Origin of the sequence: Micromonospora sp. NPDC085948 (genome assembly GCF_040686315.1) — a bacterium.
Taxonomy (GTDB): domain Bacteria; phylum Actinomycetota; class Actinomycetes; order Mycobacteriales; family Micromonosporaceae; genus Micromonospora.
In genome coordinates this window covers 175,980-201,281 of record NZ_JBFBJW010000005.1, presented here as the reverse complement: position 1 = coordinate 201,281, position 25,302 = coordinate 175,980, and the positions used below count along the sequence as shown (strand labels likewise).

23 protein-coding genes are annotated in these 25,302 nt (G+C 70.7%); 15 read left to right on the top strand and 8 right to left on the bottom strand.

The features are described 5' to 3' along the window. The first annotated feature begins 142 nt into the window (after window positions 1-142). The 3 genes from AB0O48_RS16115 to sigJ all read left to right on the top strand — a co-directional run bounded on the left by AB0O48_RS16115 (window position 143) and on the right by sigJ (window position 3,022). The gene (locus AB0O48_RS16115) at window positions 143-1,033 is read left to right on the top strand and encodes an S-4TM family putative pore-forming effector (RefSeq protein WP_357239949.1); all 891 of its coding nucleotides are present in this window, start codon (window positions 143-145) and stop codon (window positions 1,031-1,033) included. A gap of 120 nt (window positions 1,034-1,153) precedes the next feature. After that, window positions 1,154-2,098 carry an NAD(P)-dependent oxidoreductase gene (locus tag AB0O48_RS16110; RefSeq protein WP_365066205.1) on the top strand — a complete coding sequence of 315 codons (945 nt, stop codon included), beginning with the start codon at window positions 1,154-1,156 and terminating at the stop codon, window positions 2,096-2,098. Between the two features lie 3 nt (window positions 2,099-2,101). Then, entirely contained in the window at window positions 2,102-3,022 is a 921-nt protein-coding gene (gene sigJ, locus AB0O48_RS16105; protein ID WP_357239944.1) for an RNA polymerase sigma factor SigJ, read from the top strand. Window positions 3,023-3,063: 41 nt separating this feature from the next. Here sigJ and AB0O48_RS16100 read toward each other — a convergent pair whose 3' ends face one another. After that, the gene (locus AB0O48_RS16100; protein ID WP_365066202.1) at window positions 3,064-4,128 is read right to left on the bottom strand and encodes an SMP-30/gluconolactonase/LRE family protein; all 1,065 of its coding nucleotides are present in this window, start codon (window positions 4,126-4,128) and stop codon (window positions 3,064-3,066) included. A gap of 319 nt (window positions 4,129-4,447) precedes the next feature. Here AB0O48_RS16100 and AB0O48_RS16095 point away from each other — a divergent pair, with 319 nt between their 5' ends. After that, window positions 4,448-4,831: a hypothetical protein gene (locus AB0O48_RS16095; protein ID WP_357240667.1), complete on the top strand. Its 384-nt coding sequence runs from the start codon at window positions 4,448-4,450 to the stop codon at window positions 4,829-4,831. Between the two features lie 68 nt (window positions 4,832-4,899). On the opposite strand, the gene AB0O48_RS16090 is transcribed toward AB0O48_RS16095, so the two are convergent. The 3 genes from AB0O48_RS16090 to AB0O48_RS16080 are packed head-to-tail and all read right to left on the bottom strand — an operon-like array spanning window position 4,900 to window position 7,855. After that, complete coding sequence (locus AB0O48_RS16090) at window positions 4,900-5,544, bottom strand: response regulator transcription factor (RefSeq protein WP_357570366.1); 645 nt, start codon at window positions 5,542-5,544, stop codon at window positions 4,900-4,902. Between the two features lie 51 nt (window positions 5,545-5,595). Beyond that, entirely contained in the window at window positions 5,596-6,714 is a 1,119-nt protein-coding gene (locus tag AB0O48_RS16085; RefSeq protein WP_365066198.1) for a histidine kinase, read from the bottom strand. 1 nt (window position 6,715) lies between these two features. Further along, on the bottom strand, window positions 6,716-7,855 hold the full coding sequence (locus AB0O48_RS16080) for a hypothetical protein (RefSeq protein WP_365066195.1): 1,140 nt from the start codon (window positions 7,853-7,855) through the stop codon (window positions 6,716-6,718). Between the two features lie 129 nt (window positions 7,856-7,984). On the opposite strand from AB0O48_RS16080, the gene AB0O48_RS16075 reads away from it, so the two are divergent. Further along, window positions 7,985-9,130 carry a hypothetical protein gene (locus AB0O48_RS16075; RefSeq protein ID WP_365066192.1) on the top strand — a complete coding sequence of 382 codons (1,146 nt, stop codon included), beginning with the start codon at window positions 7,985-7,987 and terminating at the stop codon, window positions 9,128-9,130. On the opposite strand, the gene AB0O48_RS16070 is transcribed toward AB0O48_RS16075, so the two are convergent. The 3 genes from AB0O48_RS16070 to AB0O48_RS16060 all read right to left on the bottom strand — a co-directional run bounded on the left by AB0O48_RS16070 (window position 9,111) and on the right by AB0O48_RS16060 (window position 13,565). Beyond that, a complete protein-coding gene (locus tag AB0O48_RS16070) occupies window positions 9,111-10,580 on the bottom strand; it encodes a hypothetical protein (protein ID WP_365066190.1) in 1,470 nt (489 codons plus the stop codon). The two genes, AB0O48_RS16075 and AB0O48_RS16070, sit on opposite strands and share 20 nt — an antisense overlap. A 93-nt stretch (window positions 10,581-10,673) precedes the next feature. Continuing rightward, window positions 10,674-11,759, bottom strand: a complete 1,086-nt coding sequence (locus AB0O48_RS16065) for a glycosyltransferase family 2 protein (RefSeq protein ID WP_365066691.1) — start codon at window positions 11,757-11,759, stop codon at window positions 10,674-10,676. A 54-nt stretch (window positions 11,760-11,813) separates the two neighbouring features. Then, complete coding sequence (locus AB0O48_RS16060; RefSeq protein ID WP_357240661.1) at window positions 11,814-13,565, bottom strand: hypothetical protein; 1,752 nt, start codon at window positions 13,563-13,565, stop codon at window positions 11,814-11,816. 290 nt (window positions 13,566-13,855) lie between these two features. Between AB0O48_RS16060 and AB0O48_RS16055 the strand changes: the two genes are divergently transcribed. From AB0O48_RS16055 to AB0O48_RS16035, 5 genes are all read left to right on the top strand, one after another. Further along, window positions 13,856-14,245 carry a GntR family transcriptional regulator gene (locus AB0O48_RS16055; RefSeq protein ID WP_357239929.1) on the top strand — a complete coding sequence of 130 codons (390 nt, stop codon included), beginning with the start codon at window positions 13,856-13,858 and terminating at the stop codon, window positions 14,243-14,245. Beyond that, window positions 14,242-15,123, top strand: coding sequence for an ABC transporter ATP-binding protein (locus AB0O48_RS16050; protein WP_357239926.1), 882 nt, complete (start codon window positions 14,242-14,244; stop codon window positions 15,121-15,123). The genes AB0O48_RS16055 and AB0O48_RS16050 overlap by 4 nt, the downstream gene beginning before the upstream one ends. After that, a complete protein-coding gene (locus AB0O48_RS16045; protein WP_365066185.1) occupies window positions 15,120-16,136 on the top strand; it encodes an ABC transporter permease subunit in 1,017 nt (338 codons plus the stop codon). The genes AB0O48_RS16050 and AB0O48_RS16045 overlap by 4 nt, the downstream gene beginning before the upstream one ends. Window positions 16,137-16,200: 64 nt before the next feature. After that, complete coding sequence (locus AB0O48_RS16040; RefSeq protein ID WP_357570355.1) at window positions 16,201-17,088, top strand: helix-turn-helix transcriptional regulator; 888 nt, start codon at window positions 16,201-16,203, stop codon at window positions 17,086-17,088. A gap of 103 nt (window positions 17,089-17,191) precedes the next feature. Further along, window positions 17,192-18,196 carry a hypothetical protein gene (locus AB0O48_RS16035; RefSeq protein WP_357239920.1) on the top strand — a complete coding sequence of 335 codons (1,005 nt, stop codon included), beginning with the start codon at window positions 17,192-17,194 and terminating at the stop codon, window positions 18,194-18,196. A 69-nt stretch (window positions 18,197-18,265) separates the two neighbouring features. Here AB0O48_RS16035 and AB0O48_RS16030 read toward each other — a convergent pair whose 3' ends face one another. Continuing rightward, window positions 18,266-18,691 (bottom strand): hypothetical protein, encoded by a 426-nt coding sequence (locus AB0O48_RS16030; protein WP_365066181.1) that lies wholly within the window; start codon window positions 18,689-18,691, stop codon window positions 18,266-18,268. Window positions 18,692-18,968: 277 nt separating this feature from the next. Between AB0O48_RS16030 and AB0O48_RS16025 the strand changes: the two genes are divergently transcribed. From AB0O48_RS16025 to AB0O48_RS16005, 5 genes are all read left to right on the top strand, one after another. Continuing rightward, window positions 18,969-19,766, top strand: coding sequence for a GntR family transcriptional regulator (locus tag AB0O48_RS16025; protein ID WP_357570352.1), 798 nt, complete (start codon window positions 18,969-18,971; stop codon window positions 19,764-19,766). 143 nt (window positions 19,767-19,909) lie between these two features. Next, a complete protein-coding gene (trpB, locus tag AB0O48_RS16020) occupies window positions 19,910-21,100 on the top strand; it encodes a tryptophan synthase subunit beta (protein ID WP_357240659.1) in 1,191 nt (396 codons plus the stop codon). Then, a complete protein-coding gene (gene trpA / locus AB0O48_RS16015; protein ID WP_357570351.1) occupies window positions 21,097-21,927 on the top strand; it encodes a tryptophan synthase subunit alpha in 831 nt (276 codons plus the stop codon). Before trpB ends, trpA begins: the two co-directional genes overlap by 4 nt. Window positions 21,928-21,934: 7 nt before the next feature. Beyond that, window positions 21,935-22,942, top strand: coding sequence for a hypothetical protein (locus AB0O48_RS16010; RefSeq protein WP_357570350.1), 1,008 nt, complete (start codon window positions 21,935-21,937; stop codon window positions 22,940-22,942). 308 nt (window positions 22,943-23,250) lie between these two features. Then, window positions 23,251-24,894 (top strand): lectin, encoded by a 1,644-nt coding sequence (locus AB0O48_RS16005; protein WP_365066177.1) that lies wholly within the window; start codon window positions 23,251-23,253, stop codon window positions 24,892-24,894. Window positions 24,895-25,302 lie beyond the last annotated feature (408 nt).

The following is a 25,302-nucleotide window of genomic DNA, read 5'->3' as shown; positions in this document are numbered from 1 at the left end:
GGAGCCGGGCCGACAGCACGTGGCGACGTGAGGTGTCGTCGGAGTCGTCGATCAAACGGACGGTAGCGCCTCGATCGCTGATCGTGTCACCATCTGGTGGCAGGGGTGGACCGCCTGACGGTCGGAGGTTCCATTGGCAGGCATGCGGCGGATCAACCAGTCACAGAACAACGACCGTTCCCTGATCCTCTTCCGGGCCATCGCGGTGGCACACCGCTACACGCAACGCGCCCAGGCGGTCAGTCTGTTGATGTCACTGGCCGTCGCGAGTCTCGGCGTGGTGGCGAAGGTGGCGCTACCCCCGCTGCAACCCGCTGTCTCGATCATCGGTGCGCTCTGGGCCGGCGTCTACGCGGTCGTACTGGCTCCCCTGATCGGTCGGCACCTGCACGTCAGCGCGACGTTGCAGGAGATGCTGGACACCGACCTGTTCGACCTGCCGTGGAACGCGGTCCTGGTCGGTGAGCGGCTGTCCGAGGACGAGTTGAGCCGTCTCAGCCGGCGCTTCCGCGGCGACGAGACGCGGTTGCGGGACTACTACCTCGTCGCGACCGTCGCCGCTCCGTACGACGTGCTCTTCTGTCTGGAGCAGAACCTGGCGTGGGGCTCGCGGGTCCGGCGACGCTTCGCTGCCGTGCTGCTCGGTGTCGTCGCGGTCTGGTGTGTCGTGGGCGTGACCGTGGGCCTCACGACCGAGAGTACGGTCGGTAGCCTGGTCGGCGTCTGGTTCGTGCCATCGCTGGGTCTGCTGCTGTCCTGTTCGGACATGGCCCGCGCGCAGATCCTGACCACCCGCGACCGCACCCGGGTCCTCGGCCTGGTGCGCGCGGTCACCGAGGAACCGTCGGACGTGATCGCGGACGACCAGGCGTTCGCCGTGTTCGCCCGGCAGGTGCAGGATGTGCTGTTCGTCGCCCGCCGGCAGCAGCCGCGGATGCCGCAGTGGTTCTTCCACCTCTTCCACGACGACGATCTGACCGACTTCCGCTACAAGATGCAGGTGCTCGAACAGCGGGTTGGCGCTCCTTCCTAGGGTCACCCCTGGTCCGTGGCACCGGCTCGGCTGCTGCTGAGGTGTGAGCTGGGTAACTGTCGTTCATGGGGGGCCGGGCCGTCTCGTCTCTGTTGACAGGTTCAAGTGGACGGAGACGTCATGAAGATCTTCCTCGCCGGCGCGTCCGGCGCGATCGGCCGCCAACTGGTCACCCAACTCGTCGCACACGGTCACGAGGTCGTCGGGACGACCCGCTCGGCCGCGAAACTCGACGCCCTGCGGACACTGGGCGCCGATCCGGTCGTCGTCGACGCGCTGGACCCCGGTTCGGTGGCGGATGCGGTGGCGAAGGCCGAGCCGGAGGTCGTCGTCCATCAGCTGACGGCGTTGAGTGGGCCGCCCGACTTTCGACACGCCAAGCGGATGGCCGCCGCCACCGATCGGCTGCGCACCGTGGGCACCGACCACCTCCTCGCCGCCGCGCGCGCCATCGGGGTACGCGCGTTCGTGGCGCAGAGCAACGCCTCGTGGATGGAACGCACCGGCGGGCCGGTGGTCGACGAGAACGGCCGGATCGAGCCCCGCCCGCCGGCCGACGCCGAGGAGAGCGTGGCGGCGCTACGCCACCTGGAGACCGCCGTCACCACCATCACGTGGGCCGAGGGGATCGTGCTTCGCTACGGTGGCTTCTACGGCCCGGGGACCGGTGTGGAACTGGCGCCGGATGCCCGCATGGCCAGCCTGATCCGCCGCCGGAAGGTCCCGGTCGTCGGCGGCGGCACCGGGGTGGTGTCGCTCGTGCACATCGTCGACGCCGCGGCGGCCACGGTCGCGGCCGTCGAACGCGGCCGGCGCGGGATCTACCACGTCGCCGACGACGATCCGGCGCCGGTGGGTCAGTGGTTGCCGGAACTGGCCCGCGTGCTCGGCGCGAAGCCGCCGCGCCGCCTTCCGGCGTGGCTGGTGCGCGCGGTGGCCGGCGCGGCTCCGGTGGATCTGATGACGCGGGCCCGAGGCATCTCCAGCGAGAAGGCCAAACGGGAGCTGGGGTGGACGCCTCGGTATCCGAGCTGGCGCAACGGTTTCGTCGAAGGGCTGGGCTGAGCGGTGTCGTCCGCTGATCTCTACGGCGAGCTGCGTCCGCGGGCGTTCGCCATCGCGTACCAGATGCTCGGCAGTGTGAGCGAGGCCGAGGACGTGGTGCAGGAGGCGTTCCTGCGGATGCACCAGACGCTGGGCCGCAACGAGCAGCTCACCTCGCCGCGCGCGTACGTCGCCACGCTCGTCACCCGGTTGTCCATCGACCACTTCCGCTCGGCGCGGGCGCGGCGGGAACGGTATGTCGGGGAGTGGCTGCCGGAGCCGGTGGTCACCGACGCCTCACCCGCCGACCAGGCGGAGACCGCGGACGCACTGTCGCTGGCGTTCCTCGTACTCCTGGAGACCCTGTCGCCCCGGCAGCGGGCCGCCTTCCTGCTGCGGGAGGTGTTCGACTATCCGTACGTCGAGGTCGCCGGCATCCTCGGCACCGACGTCGACAGTACCCGGCACCTGGTGGCGAAGGCCCGTGTCCGCCTCCAGGAGCGTCGGCCTCGCTACCACGCCTCGCGGCGGCAGCGCGACGAGTTGGCTCGGCGGTTCGTCGCCGCCACCGAACAGGGTGACCTGCCGGCGTTGGAGGCGCTGCTGGCACAGGACGTGGTGCTGCACGGCGACGGGGGCGGGAAGGTTCCCGCGCTGGCGTCGCCGATCAACGGCCGGCAGCGGGTGGCACGGCATCTGGCGACCGCGATGTCCGTGGTGGCGCCGCACGGCGGGGTACGGATGCGGATCGCCGAGGTCAACGGCCGGCCCGGTGCGCTGATCTTCGACTCTCGGGACCGGCTCTTCGGCGTGGTGGGCCTCGACATCGCCGACGGTGCGATCCAGGCGATCCACTCCATCGTCAACCCCGACAAGTTGCGTCATCTCGACCCGGTCAGCGACCTCGGTGCGCGGATCCGCGCCGGCCGCCGTCAGCACTCCTGAACCGGGGCGCCCGGTGTCACCCGGGCGCCCCTCGGCGACTGTCAGTACGGGTATCCGGGGATGTTGAGCCGCACACTGTAGAGGCCGGAGTCGTTGCGCTGGCCGGAGGTGATGTAGAGGGTCTGCCGGTCGGGACCGCCGAAGGCGACGTTCGTGGTGCCGGAGTTGCCGGCCCGGATCGTGCCGAGCTGGGTGCCGGTGGGGGAGTAGACGTGGACCTGGCCATCGAAACCCGACGTCCAGTACACGTTGCCGGCACAGTCGATCGTCCCGCCGTCCGGACCGCCGATGTAGTTCACGAAGACGCTGCGGGCGCCGGTGCTGCCGTCGGCAGCGACCGCGTACTTGTAGATCTTGTTCTCGGAGTACGCGCCCACGTAGAGCGCCGTCCCGTCGGGTGAGAGCGAGATGCCGTTGGGCTGGCGTAGCCGGTCGTCGACGAGCGACACCTGACCGCCGGAGACGCGGAAGACGCTTGTGCGACCGTTCATCTGGTCGGCGCGGTTGCCGCGCTGGAAGTTGGGGTCGGTGAAGTAGGCGACGCCGTCCGACCGGACCGCGACGTCGTTGGGTGAGTTGAACGCCCGGCCCTGGTAGTTCGCCGCGACGGTGCTGCGGGAGGAGTCGCTCAGCCGGTAGGCGGACACGTTTCGCTGGTCGTGGGTGGCCGCGATGATCTGCTGGGAGTCGGCGCTGAGCGCCAGGCCGTTGCTGCCGGCGTTGGCGATGAACGTGTCGAAGGTCGCCGGCGGGGTGAACCGCCGGATCGTGGACGGCTGCACATTGTATTGACCCGTGCCGGCGGCCATGTCGGACATCAGCAGGTAGCCGCCGTCGGCGACCCAGACCGGCCCTTCGAGGAACGAGAACCCACCCTGGATCTTCGTGGCCGACAGGGAGCTCGCCGGCAGCGGTGATCCGTATCCGACCCCCGTCGGGCAGACCCCGGACGGTGCGCCGGGCGGGCCGGCGAGCGTGGCGTGAGCGCCGCCCGGAGCGGCGTCCACGGCTGTCGAGGGTGTGGCGGCGGCACCGGTGGCGAACGGCGCGGAGCCGACCGCGAGGCACAGTCCGGCGAGTGCGGCAATGGTGGGACGCCAGGTCATCGAATGCTCCAATCGGCGTCGGCCGTTTGCGTGGACCGGCGGTAGGCGGTGTGCGAGGACGCGGGGGACCAGCACGTTGCGGGTGCGGGCGGTCGATGTGTCACCCGGCAGCCTAGGTGACGATCGAGTGTGTCGCATCTGTTTCGCGGCGGTTAATTTGCCCGCTATTACAAAGATGCTGGTCAATGCATAAACGATGGGCGGAATATTCGCCCGGTCGTACCGCGCTGGTCCCGGACTCTGGATCGTTTCAACGACCCGGGTCCATGGGTACGCTCCCACCCGCTGAACCCTCGATCAACGGAGACCTATCGTGATCATGGCATTGCTGCTCGACCTCGCCAACATCGTCGGCGGCTTCCTGCTCGCCGTCGCCGTGCTGCGGCTGCTGCCGCGGGTCGGCGACGACCTGGGACGCCTCGCCGGTCGGGCCGCCCCGATCGCCTGGGTGGTCGGCGTCGTGGCGCTCGTGACCGGCGGCTACTACCTCATCGTCCACCTGGTGTCCGGACCCCGGGTGTTCCACTTCGAGGTGGTGGGGATCGGCGTCGGGCTCGCCCTGCTGTGGGAGCGGCTGACCGGACGGCCGGCGCCACGTGGCGAGCAGCCGGCCGGAGCGACCGGGGTCCGCCTCCTGCTCGCGATCTTCGGTCTCATCGCGATCGTCGTCGGCATCCAGGGGCTCTTCACCCCGGACGGCTGACCCGGCCACCCGCGCCCGACGCGGCCGTGCGGTGGGTAGATCGGTCCGTCGCTCGTACCGTGTCCCGGTCAGGAGCGGGACACGAGGCCGGATTCCCAGGCCCAGGCGGCGATGCGGACGCGCGTGACGCTTCCGAGCTTCAGGGAGATGTGGGCGACGTGGGTCTTGACGGTGCCCGGCGAGACGTGGAGTTCCGCGCCGATCTCGTCGTTGCTCAGCCCGCGAGCCACGAGCGTGGCGACGTCCCGTTCGCGGGCGGTCAGGGGCGGGTCCGCCTGGAGGGCTTCGCGATCGGTTCTGAGCCGTTCCAGCAAGCGGACGGTGACTTCGGGGCTGATCAGGGCATTGCCCGCCAGCGCGGCTCGGACGGCCTCGACGAGCAGCCCGGGTGCCGAGACCTTCAGCAGGAAACCGCTCGCCCCGTCCCGCAACGCCCGGCCGATGTAGTCATCCTCGTCGAAGGTGGTCACGACGATCACCTTCGTCCCCAGCGCGGGGGTGGTCGTGACGCGTCGGACGAGTTCGAGGCCGTCCATGCCGGGCATCCTGATGTCCGCCAGCAGCACCGCGGGGCGCAGGCGGCAGACCAGGTCCCAGGCCAGGTTGCCGTTGCCGGCCTCTCCGACGACGGTCAGGTCGGGCTGCGCCGACAGCACCATGCGAAAACCGTGCCGGACCATGTCGTGGTCGTCGGCGATCACCACTGTGGTCATGACGTCGCCTTCCCGATACCCAGCCGCAGGCGCGTCAGCGTGGGCATCGACTCAGTGTAGGGGGAGGGTGACGCGTACCTGCCACGATCCCTGCTCGCGACCGGCGCGCATGGTGCCGTCGAGCGCGTCCACCCGGGCCCGGAGGGAGGCCAGGCCGGTGCCCTGACCCTCGGCCCGTGGCGGCGTCGCTCCGGCCGTCAGTTCGTTCGCGACCACGAGGTCCAGGTGTCCCTCCCGTTGGGTCACCGACACCCGCACCGCGACGGCGGTGCGGGCATGCCGGGCGACGTTCGTGAGGGCCTCGACGATCACCCGGTACGCCGTGGCTTGGACCGCGGCGGAGATGTCGCCGTGTCCCGCCACCGCCATGGTCAGCTCGACCCGGATCGGGTGGGCGTCGACGAGGTCGGGTACGTCGGCGAGGCCGTACTGGTGGGTCGGGTGTCCGTCGTCCCGCATCAGCCGGATGCTGCGGTCGAGACGCCGCAGCGCCCGGGCGGCGGCCTGCTCGACCTGCGCGACGAGCGCTCCCGGGTCGCTCGCGCCGACCACCCGAGCCGACTGGGCCAGGACCGCGATGCCGGCGATGTCGTGCGCGACGTAGTCGTGCAGATCCGCGGCGAGCTGGCGGCGTTGCTCGGACCGCGCCTGCTCCACAACGGTCGCCCGCAGCTCGTCGAGGCCGCGGAGGTAGCGACCGAGCAGCGCTCCGGCCAGCACCGTGGAGGCACCCAGGGCACCCAGGAACAACTGCTCGCCGACGGCGGCGTCGGGCAGGAGTCGGAACCCGACCGCCGACCCGGGCAGCAGCAGGAGCACCCCGGTCAGCCGGCCGGCCCGGCCGGCGCCGCGGCTCAGCGCGACCGCGAGGGTGGTCAGCGCGCCGACGTCGATCGTGGTCCACAGCAGGAGCTTGCTGGAGTCGTTGCCGTCGTCGACGAAGTCGTAGCCGAGCCACCGCCACGCCCAGAGGCTCCCGCCCAGCGAGACGACGGCCGCCAGAGCGGCGAGCGGCACCCGGGGCAGTCGGGGCGACCAGATCACCAGTGTCGCGGCGAGGACCGACACCCAGGCGGTCAGCCGCAGCGGGGTCGGCTGGCCGTACCAGGGCGCCAGGACGGTGACGATCCCGGCGGCCAGCGCGGCGAGCCGCTTCACGCCGGTCAGCATCTCACGACGAGACCAGATCAACTGTCACGCCCGATTCCACGACGATCGTGCCGGCCTGCGCCCCGTTGACCCGGTGGTCGAAGAAGCTGACCAGCGCGCGGCGGACAGTGCGGTAGGCCAACGCGTGCACCTCCCCGACGTCCCGCCACACGACTGGTTCGACGCGGGGGTAGCGCTCCGCGATCTGTGCCAACATCACCCCGTCGTCGGTGAGCGACCGCGGAGACGCGCCGGGGATGGTGACCCTCGCCCGCCAGCCGGAGCGTGGGAGGTCGCGGTGCGTGCCGATGGGCGAACCTCCGATGATGAGCAGGGGCACCATGCCGGTGTCGGTGACGTCGGCGGTGCCGGTCAGGTCCGCGACGGCGGAGACTCCGGGCAGCCCGGCGAGGTGCGCTCGTTGTCTGGCGTCCGAGCCGGTCCACCCGAAGAGGCCGACCCTCCGCAGGTCCATCACGCGGCTCACCGGCCGGTCCAGGCTGGAGAGTCTCCTCGTGACGTACTCGAGGTCGGCGATCCTGGTGGTGTCGGCGTCGAGACGCCCGACGGTGGCGACGGCGTCGGTGGGTTCGATCACCCGCCGGGTGGGATAGAGGTCGACCACCGGCGCGTCGAACGGGTGGTCGACGGTGACGACCACGTATCCGCGGCTCGCCAGTTCCTCGGCGATGCCGGTGTACGCCGACCGCATCACCCCGGGTGGTGGCGAGCCGACCAGGACGGGGAACGAGCCGATGGCCGGCGGCGCCCACTCGTGGGAATGGGTGCGGAACATCCAGTTGACCTCGTCCGGTAGGAGTCCCAGGCGTCGCTCTTCGCCGGGCGCCCAGGCCAGGCGGCCGAACTCGGTCAGCGCGGGCGCCACCGCGTAGTGCGCCAACGGCCGGGACCCGGAGTCGGCCGGATAGTGCACGTCGAGCATCAACGTCCGGTCACTGTCCGGGCGCCAAGGGTCGCGGCGGTCCTGGTCCACGAGCCGCATCCGTCGTACGCCCACGTCGTGCGATCCGGTCGGCGCTGGCAGGGCAGGGCTGAACGTGGCTCGCCAGCCATCGGTGTCGCCGTGGCGGGGTAGCACCATCATGGCGGTCCCGGCGAGGAGGAACCCCACGAGCGCGGATGTCAGCTGTCGCCTTCGCATGGGTCGATCCTGCACAGGCGACACGTGCCGGCGCGTCTCCCGACCGGTAGAGGGCGAGCGGTTCGAGGCCGCCGGTCCACCCCGTACGGCAGATGTCGAGCCCGTCCCCGGTGGCCGACACTGACCGGCATGACAGCATCGGTGGCACGCAACGGCGGGCGGCGGTCCTGGCGGCGGTGGGCAGCGGCCGCGGCGAGCGGATGGGCCTGGTTCCTCGTCGTGCTGGGCATCTTCTGGTCCTCTGGCGGGGCCGGCTACCCCTTCGGTCACAACGACCGCACCGGGCCGGACTACTCGTCGCTCCTGGCCGGCCTGGAGCGTGCCGTGGGTGGCCCGCTCATCACCGTGTTCGGTGTGGTGGCGCTCGTCGTGGCCGGGCGGCTCGACGGACGGGACCGCCGACCGACTCGACGTCGAGCCGGGATCGTCGGTGGTGTCGGCGTCGCGGCGGTCATCGTGTGCGTCGTGCTGGACGGACGGATGATCGTGATGTTGCCGCCGTTGGGCGTTCTTCCGATCGGTTGGCTGCGGGCGGACTGGCCGACGCTGTTCCAGGTCGTCGCGGCGGCCGGCGCGGCCCTGTTCGTCCTGGCGAGCGTCGCCTACGCCGACGCCACGAGCGACCACGACCCGGGTGCTCTGCGACGTCGTCGCGCCGCCTGGATCCGGGCGGGCCGGATCGCCACCTTCGTGGCGATCGCGTGCCCACTGCCGTACGCGGTGATCCGGGTGGCCTGGTCTCGGGGCTGGGCTCTCGGGGCACCGGAACCCTTCGTCAGGTCCCTGCTGCGCAACCAGCCGGAGAACGTGTACATCGAGCCGACCCTCGCGTCGTTCGCCACGGCGGGTGCCGTGCTGACCGCTGGACTGCTCTGTCGCTGGGGCAGGGTGTTTCCACGCTGGATCCCGGTGCTGCGTGGCCGGGTCGTGCCGATGTGGTTTCCGCTGCTGCTCGGCGGGTCGGCCGTCGTCGGCATCTTCGGGTTCGGTCGCGGGCTGCTGCTGGACCAGTTGGGAGTGGACCTGCCCGGTCAGCTCGACACGTTTCAGGCGTGGGGAGAGCCGGTCCACGACTGGGCGTACTGGGGAGCCGGCGGCCTGGGCTGGTGCCTGTTTCCACTGTGGTCGATCTCGTTGGCGGTCGCACTGACCGGCTACTACCACCGCTACGCCCCGTCCGCGGGAGAGGTGCCTTGCAGCGGAGCCGACTCCGTGGCGACGTCGGGGGATGGTGGCGACGGAGACGCGGTATCCGTCAGACGCCGGCGAGGGTGAGCAGTCGCTCCATCTCGGCAACGGGCAGCGTCGGTGCCGCGGCGGCCGTCCGCGCCACAAACTCGCTGTCGTCCGCGAGGAGGGCGCGGCGCGCGTGGGCCGGTAGTCGCGGATGCCCGGCGACAGTCTGGCGGACCGTGCTGTCCGGGTCGGCGGCCAGGCGTTCGGCCACCTCGACGGGCAGGTCCGGATCTCGGGGAGCCAGACTGCGCATGCGAGGATCCGGGTCGCTGGCGAGCCGGCGCAGGGTCGATGCCGGGAGCGGGAGGACGTCGGCGGGACGCCAGTCGGTCTTCTTGTCCGACCGGAACCCGCGATCGATGCGCTCGGCGGTGGCCGGGTCGACCAGGTGTGGGGCGTGCCTGGCCATTGTCGTACGGACGCCACTGTCGTCGTCGTCGAGCAGGCGGAGGACCGCGTCGGCCGGCAGCGCCGGGCTGTGTGCCGCGGAACGCCGGAAGCAGATGTAAAGGGAGGACACGTGGGGCAGCGGGTCCGCGGTGACCCAGTCCAGCCGCAGGTGGCGCAGCTCGGAGACGGCCAGGTGGTCTTCGAACTGCTGCAACACCTCGTCGTCGTCGAGGTCGCCGCCGAGGACGTCGGTGAGCGGGCGCTCGCCCTGCTGGACGGCCGCGTAGATGCGGCGACGCGTCGGCTCGGGCGTGTCCGGGCGTCGGAAGATCCCCACCCGCACGTTCGCGCTGGGATCATCGGCGAGCACGTCCCGCACCGACGGGGGGAGCTGCGGGTGCTCGGCCACCTGCCGGCGGACCTGGTGGTCGGGGTCAGCGGCCAGCCGGGCGGCCAGGGCCGGGGTCAGGACCGCGTGGCGTACGGCGCCGGTGCGGGTGACCGGATCGTCGAGCAGGCGCGCCACGAGGTCGGGCGGCGGCACCGGATGCGGTAGCCGTGCGTAGTAGGTCGAGCAGGCCGCCGCGCGAACGCTGTCGACGGGGTCGGTGAGCAGGACCCGCCGGACCGCCTCGGGTGCCTGCGTCCACCACCGTGCGAGCGTGGCCCGGACCGTCGGCTCGGGATCGGTGGCGAGGCGGGCGAGCAGATCGGCCGGCACGTCGTCGCGTTGCGCGAGGTATTCCCGTGCTCGCGGCCCCGGATCGTCGATCAGCCGTTCGTGCAGCTCGCGGGGCGCGTCCCAGGCGCCCACGACCAGGGCAGCTCGGACCGCCGGGTCGGCGTACGCCGTCAGCCGCATCCGGACGGCGTGCGGCAGGTGGCGGTTGAGTGCGAGTGAGTGCAGCAGGCGGTGATCGTCCGACGCGAGGATCTCCTCGATCACGTCCGGGGGCAGGTCGGCGTGCCTGGCCACGCCATCGGAGCAAGGGCGGTGGCGCACCAGCCGGCGGACCAGCTCGACCGGTAGCGCCGGGTTCTCGGCGAGACCGTCGAGCACCTTCGGCAGGTGGACCGGAGTCGGCCCGTCCTCAGCCACCCGCTGCCCTCCCCGGATCCGTCGTGCCGGCACGAGTCTCGCATGACCCGCGTGGATCGGGTGCCCTCGTCGAACCGGCCACTGTCACGGGGCTCAGCCAGCGTCGCCCGTCGTCGCCTCTCCGGCGGCTGGTCGCGGGGAGGGCCTGCGGAACGGGTCGTCCCGGTTTGGCACCGCCTGGTGGCCCCGATCGGTCGATCGCGCCGCGGGCTGCGACGGCATCCGTGGCGACTCGCCCGTCTCGGTGACCAGGCGCTCGGTCTCCTGCACCAGATAGTGCGGCCGGCGCTTCGTCTCGTAGTAGATCCGGCCGATGTATTCCCCGATCACCCCCAGGATGGTCATCTGAATGCCGCCGAGCCCGATCACGCTGACGATGATCGTGGTGTACCCGGGAACGTCGATGCCCTTCTCGATGGCGTCCGCGACCACCCAGGCCATGTAGACGAGTGCGATGAGGGTGAGGAACATGCCGCCGTAGATCGCCAGGCGCAGGGGCCGGTTGTTGAACGACAGCAGGCCGTCGAACGCGTAGTTGAACAGCTTGCCGAACGTCCACCTGCTCCGCCCCGTCTGCCGGGTCTCGTTGCGGTGGGCCACCACCACCGTGCGGAAGCCGATCCAGGAGAACAGTCCCTTGGAGAACCTGTTGTATTCCGGCATCGCCAGGATCGCGTCCACGGCCAGGCGGGACAGCAGCCGGAAGTCGCCCGCCCCGTCCTGCAGGCGCACGTCGATCCACCAGTTGATCACACGGTAGAAGGACCGCGAGGCGACCATGCGGACGAACCGGTCACCCCGCCGGTCCCGGCGGGCGATCACCTGGTCGAAGCCCTGCCGGTAGAGAGCCACCATCTCGGGCAGCAGCCGTGGCGGGTGTTGCAGGTCGGCGTCCATGATGACGACCGCGTCGCCGGTGGCCCGTTGCAGGCCGGCGAGCATCGCCGCCTCCTTGCCGAAGTTGCGGCTCAGCGACGTGTAGCAGACCGCCGGGTCGGCGGCGGCGAGCCGGCGCAACGCCTCGAGGGTGCCGTCCTCGCTGCCGTCGTCGACGTACACCACCTCGACGTCCAGGTCCGACAGCTCGGCGAGCGTGGCCGTGACGGTCTCGTGCAACCGCTCCACCGACGATTCCTCGTTGAAGCAGGGCACCACGATGGACAACCGCACCCCGCTCACCCCGCCCGGCCGGTGATCGGGCATCCGCCGTCCGGGCTCGCGGCGCCTTCCCGATCAGAGGCGGTAGAGCAGCGTGCCATCGAGATCCTCCCGAGTGATGCCCAGCCCGTCGATGGGCCGGGCCGCGATGCCGTCCCACGGCGTCCCCGCCGTGCGGTCCGGCACGGCCACCACCGACCGCACGCCGATCCCGCGCAGGTACGCCACACTGCCGGCGTCGGGGAACGATGCCACCGCGACCCGGGTCTGCGCCTGGCTGACCGGCTCGAACCCGGCCAGCCCGTTGGTCACCCGGGGGAACCCGTCGGTCGTCCACAACATGTACGTCAGATCGCCCACGCCGCCCGCGGGCAGCACCAGGATCGGGTCCTGCGCGGCCCGCATCGCGGCCGGTGGCGCCGTCACCGTCGGGTGGGGTGTCCGGTTGACGCCCTCCAGGGTGACCAGGGCCAGCGGCACCAGCAGGACCACCGGCATGAGCGCCCGCGTCCAGCGGCGGGCCGAGGGCTGGTCCGACGATGCCGAGGTCTGACCCGATGATTCGGCCAGTGCCGTCACCGCCCCGGCGGCGAGCAGCGCCAGCAACAGGCTGGTCCAGTGCATCATCCGGCCCGGGGTGCGCAGGGCGTCCCAGCCCGGCAGGGCGGTGGACAGGGTCAGGTAGCCCGGGTCTCCGTCACCGCCGAGGGTCGAGCCCAGGCCCAACAGCACCGTGCCGAGCACGCCGAGGCCCAGCGCGACCCGGTGCCGCGCCCGGTACGTCGAGATGAACAGTCCCGCCGCGGCCAGCGCGATGAGCGTGATCCCCGGCAGCAGCGCCATCTCCGGCGGCCAGGACAGCTGTTCGCGTGCGGCGGCGTGCCGCTCACCCCACAACCACGAGTCACCCGGTGCGGTCACGAACCCGATGAGGGGAGGGGAGAACATCTTCGTCCACTCCAGCCCCCGCTCGGCCTGCGGGTTGAGGTCGACGACGCGCAGGTAGACCAGACCGAGCAGCACCGTCACCGCGCCGAACACGGCACCGCCGCCCAGATCCGCGAACAGCAACCGCCGACCGAACGGCGGGCGCTCCCGTTTGCGCCACCAGGACCAGCCGTAACAGCCGGCTGCCACCAGCACCGCGGCCAGCAGGAAGTAGACAAGCGGTAGCCCGATGCCGAAACCGAGCGTGACCTGCCAGGCGGCGACGAGCCACCCGGCCAACGCCCAGCCGGGCCGCCGTCGCTCCGGCCGGTAACCGTGGCGCAGCGACCAGCCGTGTCCACGGGCCAGCATCGCCAGGCACAGCGCGATGCCCCCGCTGGACAGGATGTTGAGGTGACCGGCGTGCGCCAACCGCCAGGGCGCGAACGCCCACGCGATCCCGGCGACCGCCCCGCCCCACCGGTTCGCGCCGAGCTGCCGCGCCAGCACGTACGCCCCGAAGGCCGCGAGCGCGTGCAGCAGCACGTAGAGCACGTTGTACCGGATCACGGCCGCCTCGAAGCCGGAGCCGAGCATCCCGATCGGGGCGTACCCGAGCAGGGTGTCGCTGTAGGCGTACGTGTATTTCTCCGGGAAGAACGTGTTCGAGTCCCAGAGGTTGGCCGGACTGTTCAGGAGAGCGTGGCCCGACCAGGCGACCTGCCACGCCTGCAACGTCGGGTCGCCGAGGTCGTTGGGGATCGTGCTCGCCGGGTGTCGCATCGTCGGCCAGGTCAGCACGACCGACAGCAGCAGACTGCCCAGTGCTGCGAGGGTCCATTCGTGACGCGCCCAGCGCCACCGGCCCCGCCCGTCCGGTGTCCGGTCGTCGTCGGCGATCTGGTCCGGGCTCGCGTCTTCGGCGGTTCGCTGAGCGGCGGTGGAGCGGGTATTCACGGAATAGATCCTCTCCGATGACCTGGGCATTGTCCAACATGTGTCCGAAGCATGGTTCCACGGGGTGGCGTGGCCCGCCCATCGTTACCAACGCAATCGTGGCGGCGCACGACGCGATCGGGCCGGCCGGCCGGGCGGTCGCCGGCTCATTCCGCACGGCGGTCCGGCGAGGGCTGGCGGGCCGCTCACGATTGCCCTAATCTACTAGGCACCTAGTAGATTGAGGTGGTGAGGTGATCGAGTTTCACCTGGACCTGCGATCCGGGGTCGCGCCGTACATGCAGCTCATCCAGCAGGTACGGCATGCGCTCCGGCTCGGTGTCCTGAACGAGGGCGACAAGCTGCCCACCATCAAGGAGGTGGTGGCCCGGGTCGCGATCAACCCGAACACGGTGTCCAAGGCGTACCGCGAGCTGGAGTACGAGGGCCTGGTCATGGCCCGGCCAGGGCTGGGCACGTTCGTCACCCGCACGCTGGGCGGCGACTCGCTGAGCAAGCACGAACCGCTGCGGCAGGACCTGACGCGCTGGCTGACCGAGGCTCGGGAGGCGGGCCTGGACGACGAGAGCATCGAGGCGCTCTTCCTGAGCAGTTTTCGGGCGTTTTCGGAGGCCCGAGCATGACTAACGCGCTGAGCGCGGACGGTCTGACCAAACGGTACGGACGGCGTACCGCTCTCCGGGACTGCACCCTGGACATCCCGGCTGGCCACGTCGTGGGCCTGGTCGGGCCGAACGGCGCCGGTAAGTCCACGCTGTTGCAGTTGGCCTGCGGGCTGCTCGATCCGACCGCGGGGCGGATCGAGGTGCTCGGTGCGCGGCCGGTCAGCGGGTCGCCGCGGGTCGGGTTCGTCGCGCAGGACACCCCGGTCTATCCCAGCCTGACCGTCGCGGACCACCTGCTGATGGGCGCGCACCTCAACCCGTCCTGGGACGCTGCGCTCGCCGAGCAACGAATCGCCCAGGTCGGCCTGGACCCGGCGCAGAAGGCCGGCAAGCTCTCCGGCGGCCAGCGCGCCCAACTGGCACTGACCGTCGCCGCGGCGAAGCGGCCCAGTCTCCTGTTGCTCGACGAGCCGGTGGCGGCACTCGACCCGCTCGCCCGGCGCCACTTCCTGCAGGGGCTGATGGAACTGACCGCCGAGCAGAGCATGAGCATCGTCATGTCCTCGCACCTGGTCGCCGACCTGGAGCGGGTCTGCGACTACCTGATCGTGCTTGTCGAATCTCGGGTACGGGTGGCCGGCGACGTGGACGACCTGCTCGCCACCCACCACCGCCTGGTCGGCCAGCGGCGCGACACCACCGACCTGGGCGTCGGGCGGGCCCTGGTGGAGCAGAGTCACACGGACGTGCAGTCGACCCTGGTGGTACGCAGCACCGCGCCGATCGACGACCCGTCCTGGCAGGTCGACCGGCTCGACCTGGAGGACATCGTGCTGGCGTACATGAGCGGAGCCGCCGGCAACGGGCCGGACCGGATGCTGGAGGGACAGCGATGATCTGGATGACCTGGCGGCAGTTCCGGATCCCGGCCCTGGCCACCGGCGCCCTGTTGGTGGTGGTCCTGGGCGGCCTGGCGCTGACCTGGTCGGAGGTGACGGAACTGGCCTCGCGGACCGGATACACCGGCTGCCAGGGCGATGCCTGCCGCGCCGCGGGCGAAGCCTTCCTCCAGGCACTGCAACCGGGGTGGGCGAGCGAGTTCCACATCGCAGCCATCGCAGTCCTGTATCTGCTGCCCGCCCTCGTGGGCATCTTCTGGGGGGCGCCGCTGGTGGCCCGGGAGTTGGAGTCCGGCACGTACCGGATGGTCTTCAGCCAGTCCGTCAGTCGTGGCCGATGGCTGCTGGTGAAGCTGGCGGTGGGCGGCGGTGCCGCCGCGCTCGGCGCGGGCCTGCTCAGCCTGATGCTGAGCAGATGGGCGCAGCCGATCGACGGAGCCACGGCGGACCGGATGAACCCGTTGGTGTTCGCGGCCCGAGGAATCGTGCCGGTCGGCTATGCGGCGCTGGCGTTCCTGGTGGGTGTCACGACCGGGCTGCTGCTGCGGCGGACCGTCGCCGCGATGGCGGTGACCCTACTGGTCATCGTCAGCCTCCAGATCGCCGCGCCGTTCGTGGTGCGCCCCTGGCTGGCCCAGCCGAGCACCACGGTCACCCCGCTGCGGGTGGACGGGGAGTACGGATTGTCGCTGAGCCCCGACAGCGGGGAGATGAGGATCCAACTCGAGCCCGACCGCAGAGGCGACTGGGTCCTGTCGAGCACCACGATCACCGCGACCGGAGCGGAGTTCCGAGGTCCGGCGGACATGACCCAGTGCGGCCCGTTGGCCCCCCGGGACCGCGAGACGTGCCCGAGGTGGCTGGAGAAGCAGAACCTCAGACAGGAGGTGGTCTACGTGCCCGGCTCGAGGTTCTGGATCCTGCAATGGCGCGAGTTCGGCGTGCTGTTCGCGCTGACCGCCGCACTGTCGCTGTTCTCCCTCTGGTGGATCAGGCGCCGGCTGGTCTGACCGGCTTCAACCTATCCCTGGCAGGATGTGGTTGCGGCGAGGCGAGGTCGCAATACTTCGAGTCATGAACGCGAGAGGACAGCTCGGCGACTTCCTCCAGGCCCGACGCTCCCAGTTGAGCCCGGAGGACGCCGGCGTGGTGACGTACGGCGACCGGCGCCGCGTCCAAGGGTTGCGCCGGGAGGAACTGGCCCTCCTGGCCGGTGTCAGCGCCTCGTACTATTCGCGCCTGGAGCAGGGGCAGGCCGTCAACGCCTCACCCGAGGTCCTCGAGGCGCTCGCCCGGGCACTGCGACTCGACGAGGCGGAACGTCGCCACCTGAGCGAACTCGCGGCCGGGACCCGTCGCCGGTCCGCCGTGCGGCGTCCGCCGCCGGAGCGGGTGAGCCCTGCGGTACGCCAACTCGTCGCGACGCTCGGTGACGTACCCGTGCTGGTGCTCGGTCGTCGTGCCGACGTGCTGGCCTGGACCATCGGGGGCCATGCCCTCTTCGCCGGTCACCTGGACCACCGGATCCCCGAGCGGCCGAGCCAGCGCCCGAACATGGCACGGCTGGTGTTCCTGGACGCGCACACCCGCGACCTGTACGTGGACTGGCCCGCCAAGGCCCGCGCGGTGGTGGCGACGCTGCGGATGGTCTCCGGGCAGCACCCGAACGATCCGTTGCTGGCCGCGCTGGTGGGGGAGTTGACGGTGCGGAGCCCGGAGTTCGGCACCATGTGGGCTGACCACCGGGTCAAGGCCGGCGGCGGCAGCCGGTACGAGATGCGCCACCCGCTGGTCGGCGCGATGACCGTGACCCAGCAGGCCCTGCAGACCGAGGACGGTCAGACGGTCGTCGTCGCCACCACGGAACCCGGCTCGGCGTCGCACGCCGCGATGACGCTGCTCGTGCACGGCGCCGTCACCTCCCGCGCCGGCACGCGCCAGCAGCCGGTCATGCGCGACTAGCGCCCCTTCTTCCACCGCGCGAAACGAGGTGCTCCGAAAGGAGCGCCGGACCCTTCGCGCCCACGACAGCCGAATCAATTCGGCTATTTCGAAAGGAACAGAAATGCGCAAGAGAATGATGACCCTCGCAGTAGCTCTCGCGGCGGCCGGGGTCGGCGTCGTGACGGTCGCACCGTCGGGCGTCGCCCAGGCGGGGACCGCACGGCTGACCGCCGTCGAACTGGCGGCGCCGTCGACCGCGCCGCTGCCCTCGCGGATCGCGGTCCACTTCGATCTGGCGAACGGGCAGATGCCGGAGAACATCGCGCTGGGTCCGGACGGCACGGCGTACGTCACCTTCGCGGCCGCAAGACAGGTCGCCGCCGTCAGCCCGTCCGGTGCGACGCGGATCCTGGCGACCCTGCCCGCACCGGCCGACGGCGGCGTGAACACGCCGGTGCTCGCGTTCGCGTTGACCACCGGCATCGTCCGGATGAGCGACGGCACTCTCTACTTCCTCTACGCCAGCGGTGACGCCGCCACCACCGGCCTGTACCGGCTGCGCCCCGGCCGGGCACCGCAGCGCATCGCCGCCCTGCCGGCTGCCGGACTGCCCAACGGCCTGGCGTACGACGCGGTGACGCGCAGGTTCTACCTCACCGACTCGGTGCTCGGCACGATCTCGACAGTCCCCCTGGAAGGTGGCCGTGCCGAGACCTGGTCCTCGGCACCCGAACTCGCCTCGACGGGTTTCCTCGGTGCCAACGGCCTCAAGGTACGCCCCGACGCGATCTGGGTGACGAATCTCGACCAGGGAACGTTGCTGCGCATCCCGCTGCGGCACGGCCGTCCCGGACCCGTCCGGGTGGTGGCGACCGGCCTGGTCGGCATCGACGACTTCGCCTTCGTGGGCGCCGGCGACCACCAGGTCGTCGCCGCCCTCAACGGGCCGAACACGCTGGTGAGCATCGACGCCGCCGGCCGTTCGCGAACGCTGGTGAGCGGTGCCGACGGGTTGCAGAACCCGACCTCGGTGGCCGTCCGTGGCCGCACCCTCTACGTGCTCAGTGCCGCGTACACCACCGGCGTCGACCCCAACCTGGCGCTGGTCACCCTGCCGTCGTGCTGATCCGTCAGCCCTACTGATCATCGGGGTGCCCGCCACCGTCACGCGACGGTGGCGGGCGCTCGGCTTTCGTCATCGGGTCGGGTTGGTCGCGGGGCGCCAGGCCAGCCAGCCGCGGCAGAGCACGTAGGCCGCGGCGACCACGGCAACCAGCCCGATGTCGATGATGGCCGAGAGGCGTGCCTCGGCAACGTCGCCGATCGCCAGGCCGAACACCACGAGGGCGGTCTTGCCGGCGAGCACGATCTCCCAGACGCCGGCCGACTGGCGTGGCCGGAACGCGAGCAGGGCGAAGAGCCCGGCGAAGATGGCGAAGCTGGAGACTCGCCAGCCCTCGATGAACAGGCGGTCGTCGGGGGCGTCGAGGGTCAGCAGGAGCCCGTTGACGAACGCCACGACGGTGGCGAGGGCGGCGACGGCCGCGAGCCCACGACCGATGCGATCGGCGGGGCGGGCGAGGGCGGTGTGGTCGGTGCGGAGCGCGGTCGCGGTCGTCATGAGAATTCCCATCTCTGCGGTACGGATTTGAACTTACATCCGTTAACTTACATGCTCACCTAACAACTGTAAAGTTTTGAGCCGTGCCCTGGCGGGATGTCCACGGCTGTGGCGGCCCGCCACCGCCCACGGGCGGTTGGTCCGCCACTCGGCGCGACCCGTGCGTAGGCGGTGACGGAGGTCGGCCATACGCTGACATCGGTAGAAGGACGTGAAGCTCCGCACCTCACCGGGCGGCGCGACCCGCTCCGTCACGACTCTCAGGGCTGGGTAAGGCATGCGCGTCATTCCGGGTAGGACCCCGAAGTACATGGTCATCCGCGACGACCTGATCAAGCGGATCGGCAGGGGCGAGTTCGCTCCCGGCGACGCGCTGCCCGGCCAGCGACACCTGAGCGAGGAGTACGGCGTCAGCCTCATGACGTTGCGGCAGGCTCTGGACGAGCTCTGTGACCGGGGACTGGTGGAGCAGTTTCCGGGCAAGGGCACCTACGTCCGGGCGATGCCGGTCCCGTACTCGATGGGCAATCTGCGTAGCCTCGCCGATGACCTGCGCGCGCGCGGCATCGAGGTGCTGACCCGGGTGCTCGGCCGCAAGACCGTCGCGGTGCCCGACGATGTCGCCAAGCGGTTGGGCATTCCCACGGGCGACGAGGTGCTCCGGCTGGAGCGGATCCGGGTCGTCCGGGGCGCTCCGCTGATTCATCAGGTGTCCTACCTCCCACAGCCGTTCGGTGGTCTGCTCCGGGGCGTCGACTTCGAGAAGAACGAGCTGTACGCCGTGCTCGCCGAGCGGGCGGGCGCGGTGGCCGTGCAGGCCGAGGAGACGATCTCACCGGTGCTGATGCCCGAGCGCATCGGCCACCTGCTCGGACTACCCGAAGGCGTTCCGGCGATGCGGAGCGAGCGGATCACTCGCGACGCCGACCGACGCCCGCTGGTTGTCGACGTCGCGATCCTCGCGGGAAACAGCGTGGTGATCATGAATATTCGCGAGGTCAGCGGCCATCAGGTCAGTTACGCGGTCGGCGACGGCACCGGGCTGTCCGGAATCGGCAGCGCACCGCAGGGCTGACGGGAGGGGTGGCGGACCATCCCGCGCGCCCACCGAAACTGTTCTAGAACCATTTTCCAACAGATCTAGAACAGCGACCGGTTTCCCTGCTATACAGACCTTGTCGTTCTAGAACTGTGAGGTGATGTGTCGTGGACCAACTCCTGCGCTCCGCACGCCCAGCCGCCCAGGTCGACCCCCGTCGGCCCTCGGCGCTCGGCAGGTTCGGTGACTACGGTGGACGCTTCGTGCCGGAGTCACTCGTTCCGGCCTGTGTCGAGGTCGAGCGGGCCTTCGCCGAGGCCTGGACGGACCCGCTGTTCCGGGGCGAACTCAACCACCTGCTCTCCGTCTACGTCGGCCGGCCGACGCCACTGACGCCCGCGGTGCGACTCTCCGCGGAGTTGGGCGTCAACCTGTTGCTCAAGCGGGAAGACCTCACCCACACCGGATCCCACAAGATCAATAATGTGTTGGGTCAGGCGCTGCTGGCCCGGCGGATGGGTAAGCGGCGACTGATCGCCGAGACCGGCGCGGGCCAGCACGGCGTGGCCACCGCCACCGCCGGTGCCCTGTTCGGCATGCCGACCACAGTCCTGATGGGCGCGAAGGACATCGAACGGCAGCAGCTCAACGTCTTCCGGATGAAGATGCTGGGTGCCGAGGTGGTGCCGGTGACCTCCGGCAGCCGAACCCTCAAGGACTCCTGCAGTGAGGCGCTGCGCCACTGGGTCACCTCCGTCGACGACACCTACTACTGCTTCGGCTCGGTGCTGGGTCCGCACCCGTACCCCTGGATGGTCCGCCAGTTCCAGCGGGTGATCGGCGACGAGGCCCGCGCGCAGTGCGCGGCCGACCTCGTCGCCGGCACCCCCGACTACGTCGTGGCCTGCGTCGGTGGCGGGTCCAACGCCGCCGGCACGTTCGCCGGCTTCATCGACACGCCGGCCCGGCTGGTCGGTGTCGAGGCGGCAGGTGGCGCCGCGATCAGCGCCGGCACCCCCGGCGTGCTGCACGGCTTCCGCTCCCTGGTGCTCCAGGACCAGCACGGGCAGATCAGCGAGGCCCACTCGATCGCCGCCGGTCTGGACTACCCGGGGGTGGGACCGGAGCACGCGTACCTGGCCGATTCGGGCCGGGCCACCTACGTGACCGTGGACGACGCCGAGGTGCTCGCCGCCACCCACCGGCTGGCCCGCACGGAGGGCATCCTCTGCGCGCTGGAATCCGCCCACGCGGTCGCGTGGGTGATCCGTGCCGTCGGTGACGGCACGGTCCCCCCAGGTTCGACGGTGATGCTCACGCTCTCCGGGCGGGGCGACAAGGACATGGCCACCCTGATGGAGCTGTCGTGAACGCACTGGAGACCCGTACCCGCGCCGCCAGGGCGGCCGGCCGCAAGCTGCTCGTGCCGTACGTGACCGGCGGCGTCACCGGGAACTGGACCGACCTGTTGCGGGCCGCCGTGGACGCGGGCGCCGACGCCATCGAGATCGGCCTCCCGTTCTCCGACCCCATCCTGGACGGACCGGTCGTGCAGGAGTCGTCGCACCGGGCACTGCTGCGGGGCGTCACCACCCGGCAGATCCTCGACGAGGTCACCCGGCTCACACTGCCCGTGCCGCTCATCGCGTTCACCTACGCCAACCTGGTCCTGCACGCCGGAGCCGACCGCTTCTGCGCCGCGCTCGCCGATGCCGGAGTGGACGGTCTGATCGTGCCGGACCTGCCGGTCGACGAGATCGAGCCGGTCTCCACCGCGGCGGCGGGCAACAGGGTCGACCTCGCGCTGCTCGCCTCCCCGGCGACCACGCCGCAGCGCCTGCACGAGATCGCCACGCGCAGCCGGGGCTTCGTCTACGCGGTCAGTGTCATGGCGACCACGGGCGAGCAGTCGACGGTGGGCGCGGCCGGCGAGCGGTTGGTGACGTCGCTGCGACAGGTCACGGATCTGCCCGTGGTCCTCGGCTTCGGGATCTCCGGTCCGCAGCAGGCGGCCCAGGCCGGTGGGTACGCCGACGGTGTCGCGGTGGGCTCGGCCCTGATGCGTCGGGTGCTGGACGGGGCCTCGGCGGTGCAATTCGGTGACTTCCTGACGCAGCTCCGGACGGCGCTGGACGAGACCGGCGGCCGGTGGCGGGCCGCCCCCCAGGCGGTGCGAACGACTCCTGTTGCCCGATGATCGGTGCATGAGCGCGGCTACCTGGCGGGTGGCGGGTCGGACACTTCCCGGCCCGAAGATCCTGGCACTGTGGATGCTGGCGACCGTGCCGGCGCCGCTGGTCTTCTTCGAGTGGACACATCGCTGGGAGGAGGACCCGGGGGTCTCAGCGGCGTTGTGGTGGATCGTCGGGGCGGTGCCCGTGCTCGCCGCCGTGGTGGCCTCCCGGTGGACCTGGTCCGCCTCCCCGCGTCGCAGCGCCTCGGCCCCGATGGCCGCCGTGGTGGCGGCAGCGCTGGTCAGCGCGGTGTTCGTGGCCGCGACGATGGCCGTCTACCGGTGGGTCATCCCGCTCACCGGTGTCGCCCCGTGGCGAGGGGTGGTGATCGCCTGCGTACCGCTGGTGATCTGCGGCGCGGTGGTCGGCCACCTCCTTGCCCGAGGTCGCCCACGCCGCAGCCACCCGTCGGTGCGACACGGTCTGGTCACGGGCGGGATCACCGTCGTCGTGGGTGCCCTGCTGGCCCAGCTGACGGTGCAGTTGGGGGCCGAGGGCAGCACCGTGCGCTACGGCGAGTGGGAATACGGGGCAGTGGGGCCGTACGCGAGCTCAGCCAGCGAGTCCGGGCACCTGACGTTGCCGGCGGCGGGCCGGTACGCGATCTACGCGGTGGGTTTCGCACCTGCCGATCCGGACTGCGAGGTCACCGGCGCTGGCGCGAACGCCCGGCGGGCGCAGCCGGTGACGATCCCACCCGGCGGCTACGGAGGCGACGCGGCCTCCTACGCCTGGGTCGCCACCGTCGACGTGCCCAGCGCCGGTGCCTACTCGCTGTCCTGTCGAACGTCCGGCCCGGAGACGTCGTACACGGTCGGGGAGGTCCCGGAGATCCGCGGGGCGGTGGGTGCGCTGATCCACTGGCCACTGATCGCGATCTGGCTGCTCGGCGCCGCCCCCGGTCTCGCGACCATCGCGGCCACCGTCCGGCGACGCGCCGGGCGCCGCCCGGCGGGTGACGTGACCGTCGAGGTGTAGCGCGTCCAACGGCGGCGGTGCCGTCGACACCATCCGCTCGGCGGTCGTGACAGCCGACCTGGTCCCCGATGTCCTCCGGGATGCCGAATGGACTGCACGCGAGAGCGCTGCCTTCGCCGAGCTTCCGCCACTACCCGTCGCATGCTCGTGACGATCCGCGTGCGGACGCTCCCCGTACTCTTAAGGTTCTTTGAAGTTTCGTGGCTCAGCTTGGAAGTTGGCAAAACGGCTCACTAACCTCATCCCGTCCGGATCGTCGCTAGCTTGACGATCCGGGCAAAGTCCCCTGAGGAAGGTTGCCAACGCCAATGAGGCTGTCCCGCCGTACCCTGCTCGGCACCGCGGTGGCCGGCACCGCCGTCTCCGTCGCCGGAGTCTCGTTCGACGCCTACGCGGCCGAACCCGCCGCCGCTGCGGTCAGCCCGCCCGGCGATGTCGTCGGAAAGATCACCGTCGGCTACCAGGGGTGGTTCACCGGGGCCGGCGACGGGAGCCCACTGGCGGGCTGGTGGCACTACGGCCAGGACTGGCAGAAGACGCCCTCGCCGGTCAACGAGGCCCTCAAGTCGTGGCCGGACGTGCGCGACTACGAGCGGGTGTACAAGACCGGATACCAGAACCTGGGCAACGGGCAGCCGGCCTCGCTGTTCTCGTCCTACGACCAGCAGACCGTGGACACCCACTTCCGCTGGATGCAGGAGAACGGGCTGGACACCGCGGCCCTGCAACGCTTCAACCCGGTTGGCGGGGAGGGCCCGATCCGCGACGCCGTGACGATCAAGGTGCGCAACGCCGCCGAGCGGTTCGGGCGCAAGTTCTACATCATGTACGACGTCAGCGGCTGGACGACGATGCAGCAGCAGATCAAGGACGACTGGGTCAACAAGATGAGGGCGTACACGACCTCCCCGGCGTACGCCAGGCAGAACGGCAAACCGGTCGTCGGGATCTGGGGTTTCGGCTTCAACGACGAGAACCACCCGTGGAGCGCTGCGGCCTGCCTCGATGTGATCACCTGGTTCAAGGCACAGGGCGTGTACGTCATGGGCGGCACGCCGACGCACTGGCGCAACAGCGACGGCACCCAGGACTCGCGGGCCGGATTCGCCGACGTCTACCACGCGTACGACATGATCTCGCCCTGGATGGTCGGCCGGATCGGCGACCAGGCCGGGTCGGACTGGTTCTACACCAACGTCACCGTGCCGGACGTGCGGGACTGCGTGGCGCACGGCATCGACTACCAGCCGTGTGTGTTGCCCGGTGACCTGCAGGAGCGGCAGCGCGCACACGGTGACTTCATGTGGCGACAGTTCTACAACGTGATCCGGGCGGGGGCTCCGGCGATCTACATCTCGATGTTCGACGAGTACAACGAGGGCAACCAGATCGCCAAGACCGCGGAGAGCGCCGCGTTCGTCCCGGTCGGCTCGACGTTCCTGCCGCTGGATGAGGACGGCACGGCCTGCTCGGCGGACTACTACCTGCGGCTCACCGGCGACGGTGGCCGGATGCTGAAGGGCGCGATCGCGTTGACCGCGAACCGGCCGACCGCCCCGGTGCTCGGCGCGACTCCGCCCACCACCGCGGCGGTCGGCGTCCGCTCCCGCGCCAACGGCCTCTTCGTGGGCGGCTCACCGTTGGTCGCCTCGCTGACCACCGCGTCGGAGAAGTTCACCGTCGTCGACGCCGGCGGTGGTCTCGTGGCCCTCAGGTCCGCCCGAACCGGCAGGTACGTCTGCGCCGAGCAGGCCGGCGCGGCGGCGCTGGTGGCCGACCGGGACGTGGTCGGCGGTTGGGAGACGTTCACCCAGGTGGCGAACCCGGACGGCAGTGTCAGTTTCCGCAGCAGCGCGAACGACAGGTACGTCTGCGCGGACAACGCCGGCGCCGACCCGTTGATCGCGAATCGCACGGCGGTGGGTCCGTGGGAGTCCTTCGACCTCGTGTGACGCCCTCTCCGTCCTGAAGGGCGGAGATTCCGGTCTGCTACACCCCCGAAGGGGCGAGTTCGAAGGTGCGCCCGTGCCGGGCGGCCTTGTACTCCAGCATGGCCGCGAACTGCGACCACCCAGCATCGTGCACCGACTTCGCCAACCGTGTCCGCGCGAGACCGGTCGCTGCGCCGACCTCGCCTGCTCGCCACCCATCATCCGATGTATACGGCGTTGAAGCGCCGCCAGCGGGCTCCTCTCCGCTGCCCCCGGCCTGTCGGGTCGCGTCGGTGCGCTGCCAACCTCCAGCGGAAGCCTGCCGGCGGCTAGGCGGCTCGTGCTGATCTCGTCATCGATCGATCGTTGCCGATTGTGTGGCGCCGGAGTAACCTTCGCGAAACACATCAGATGTCTGCCCGACTCGGG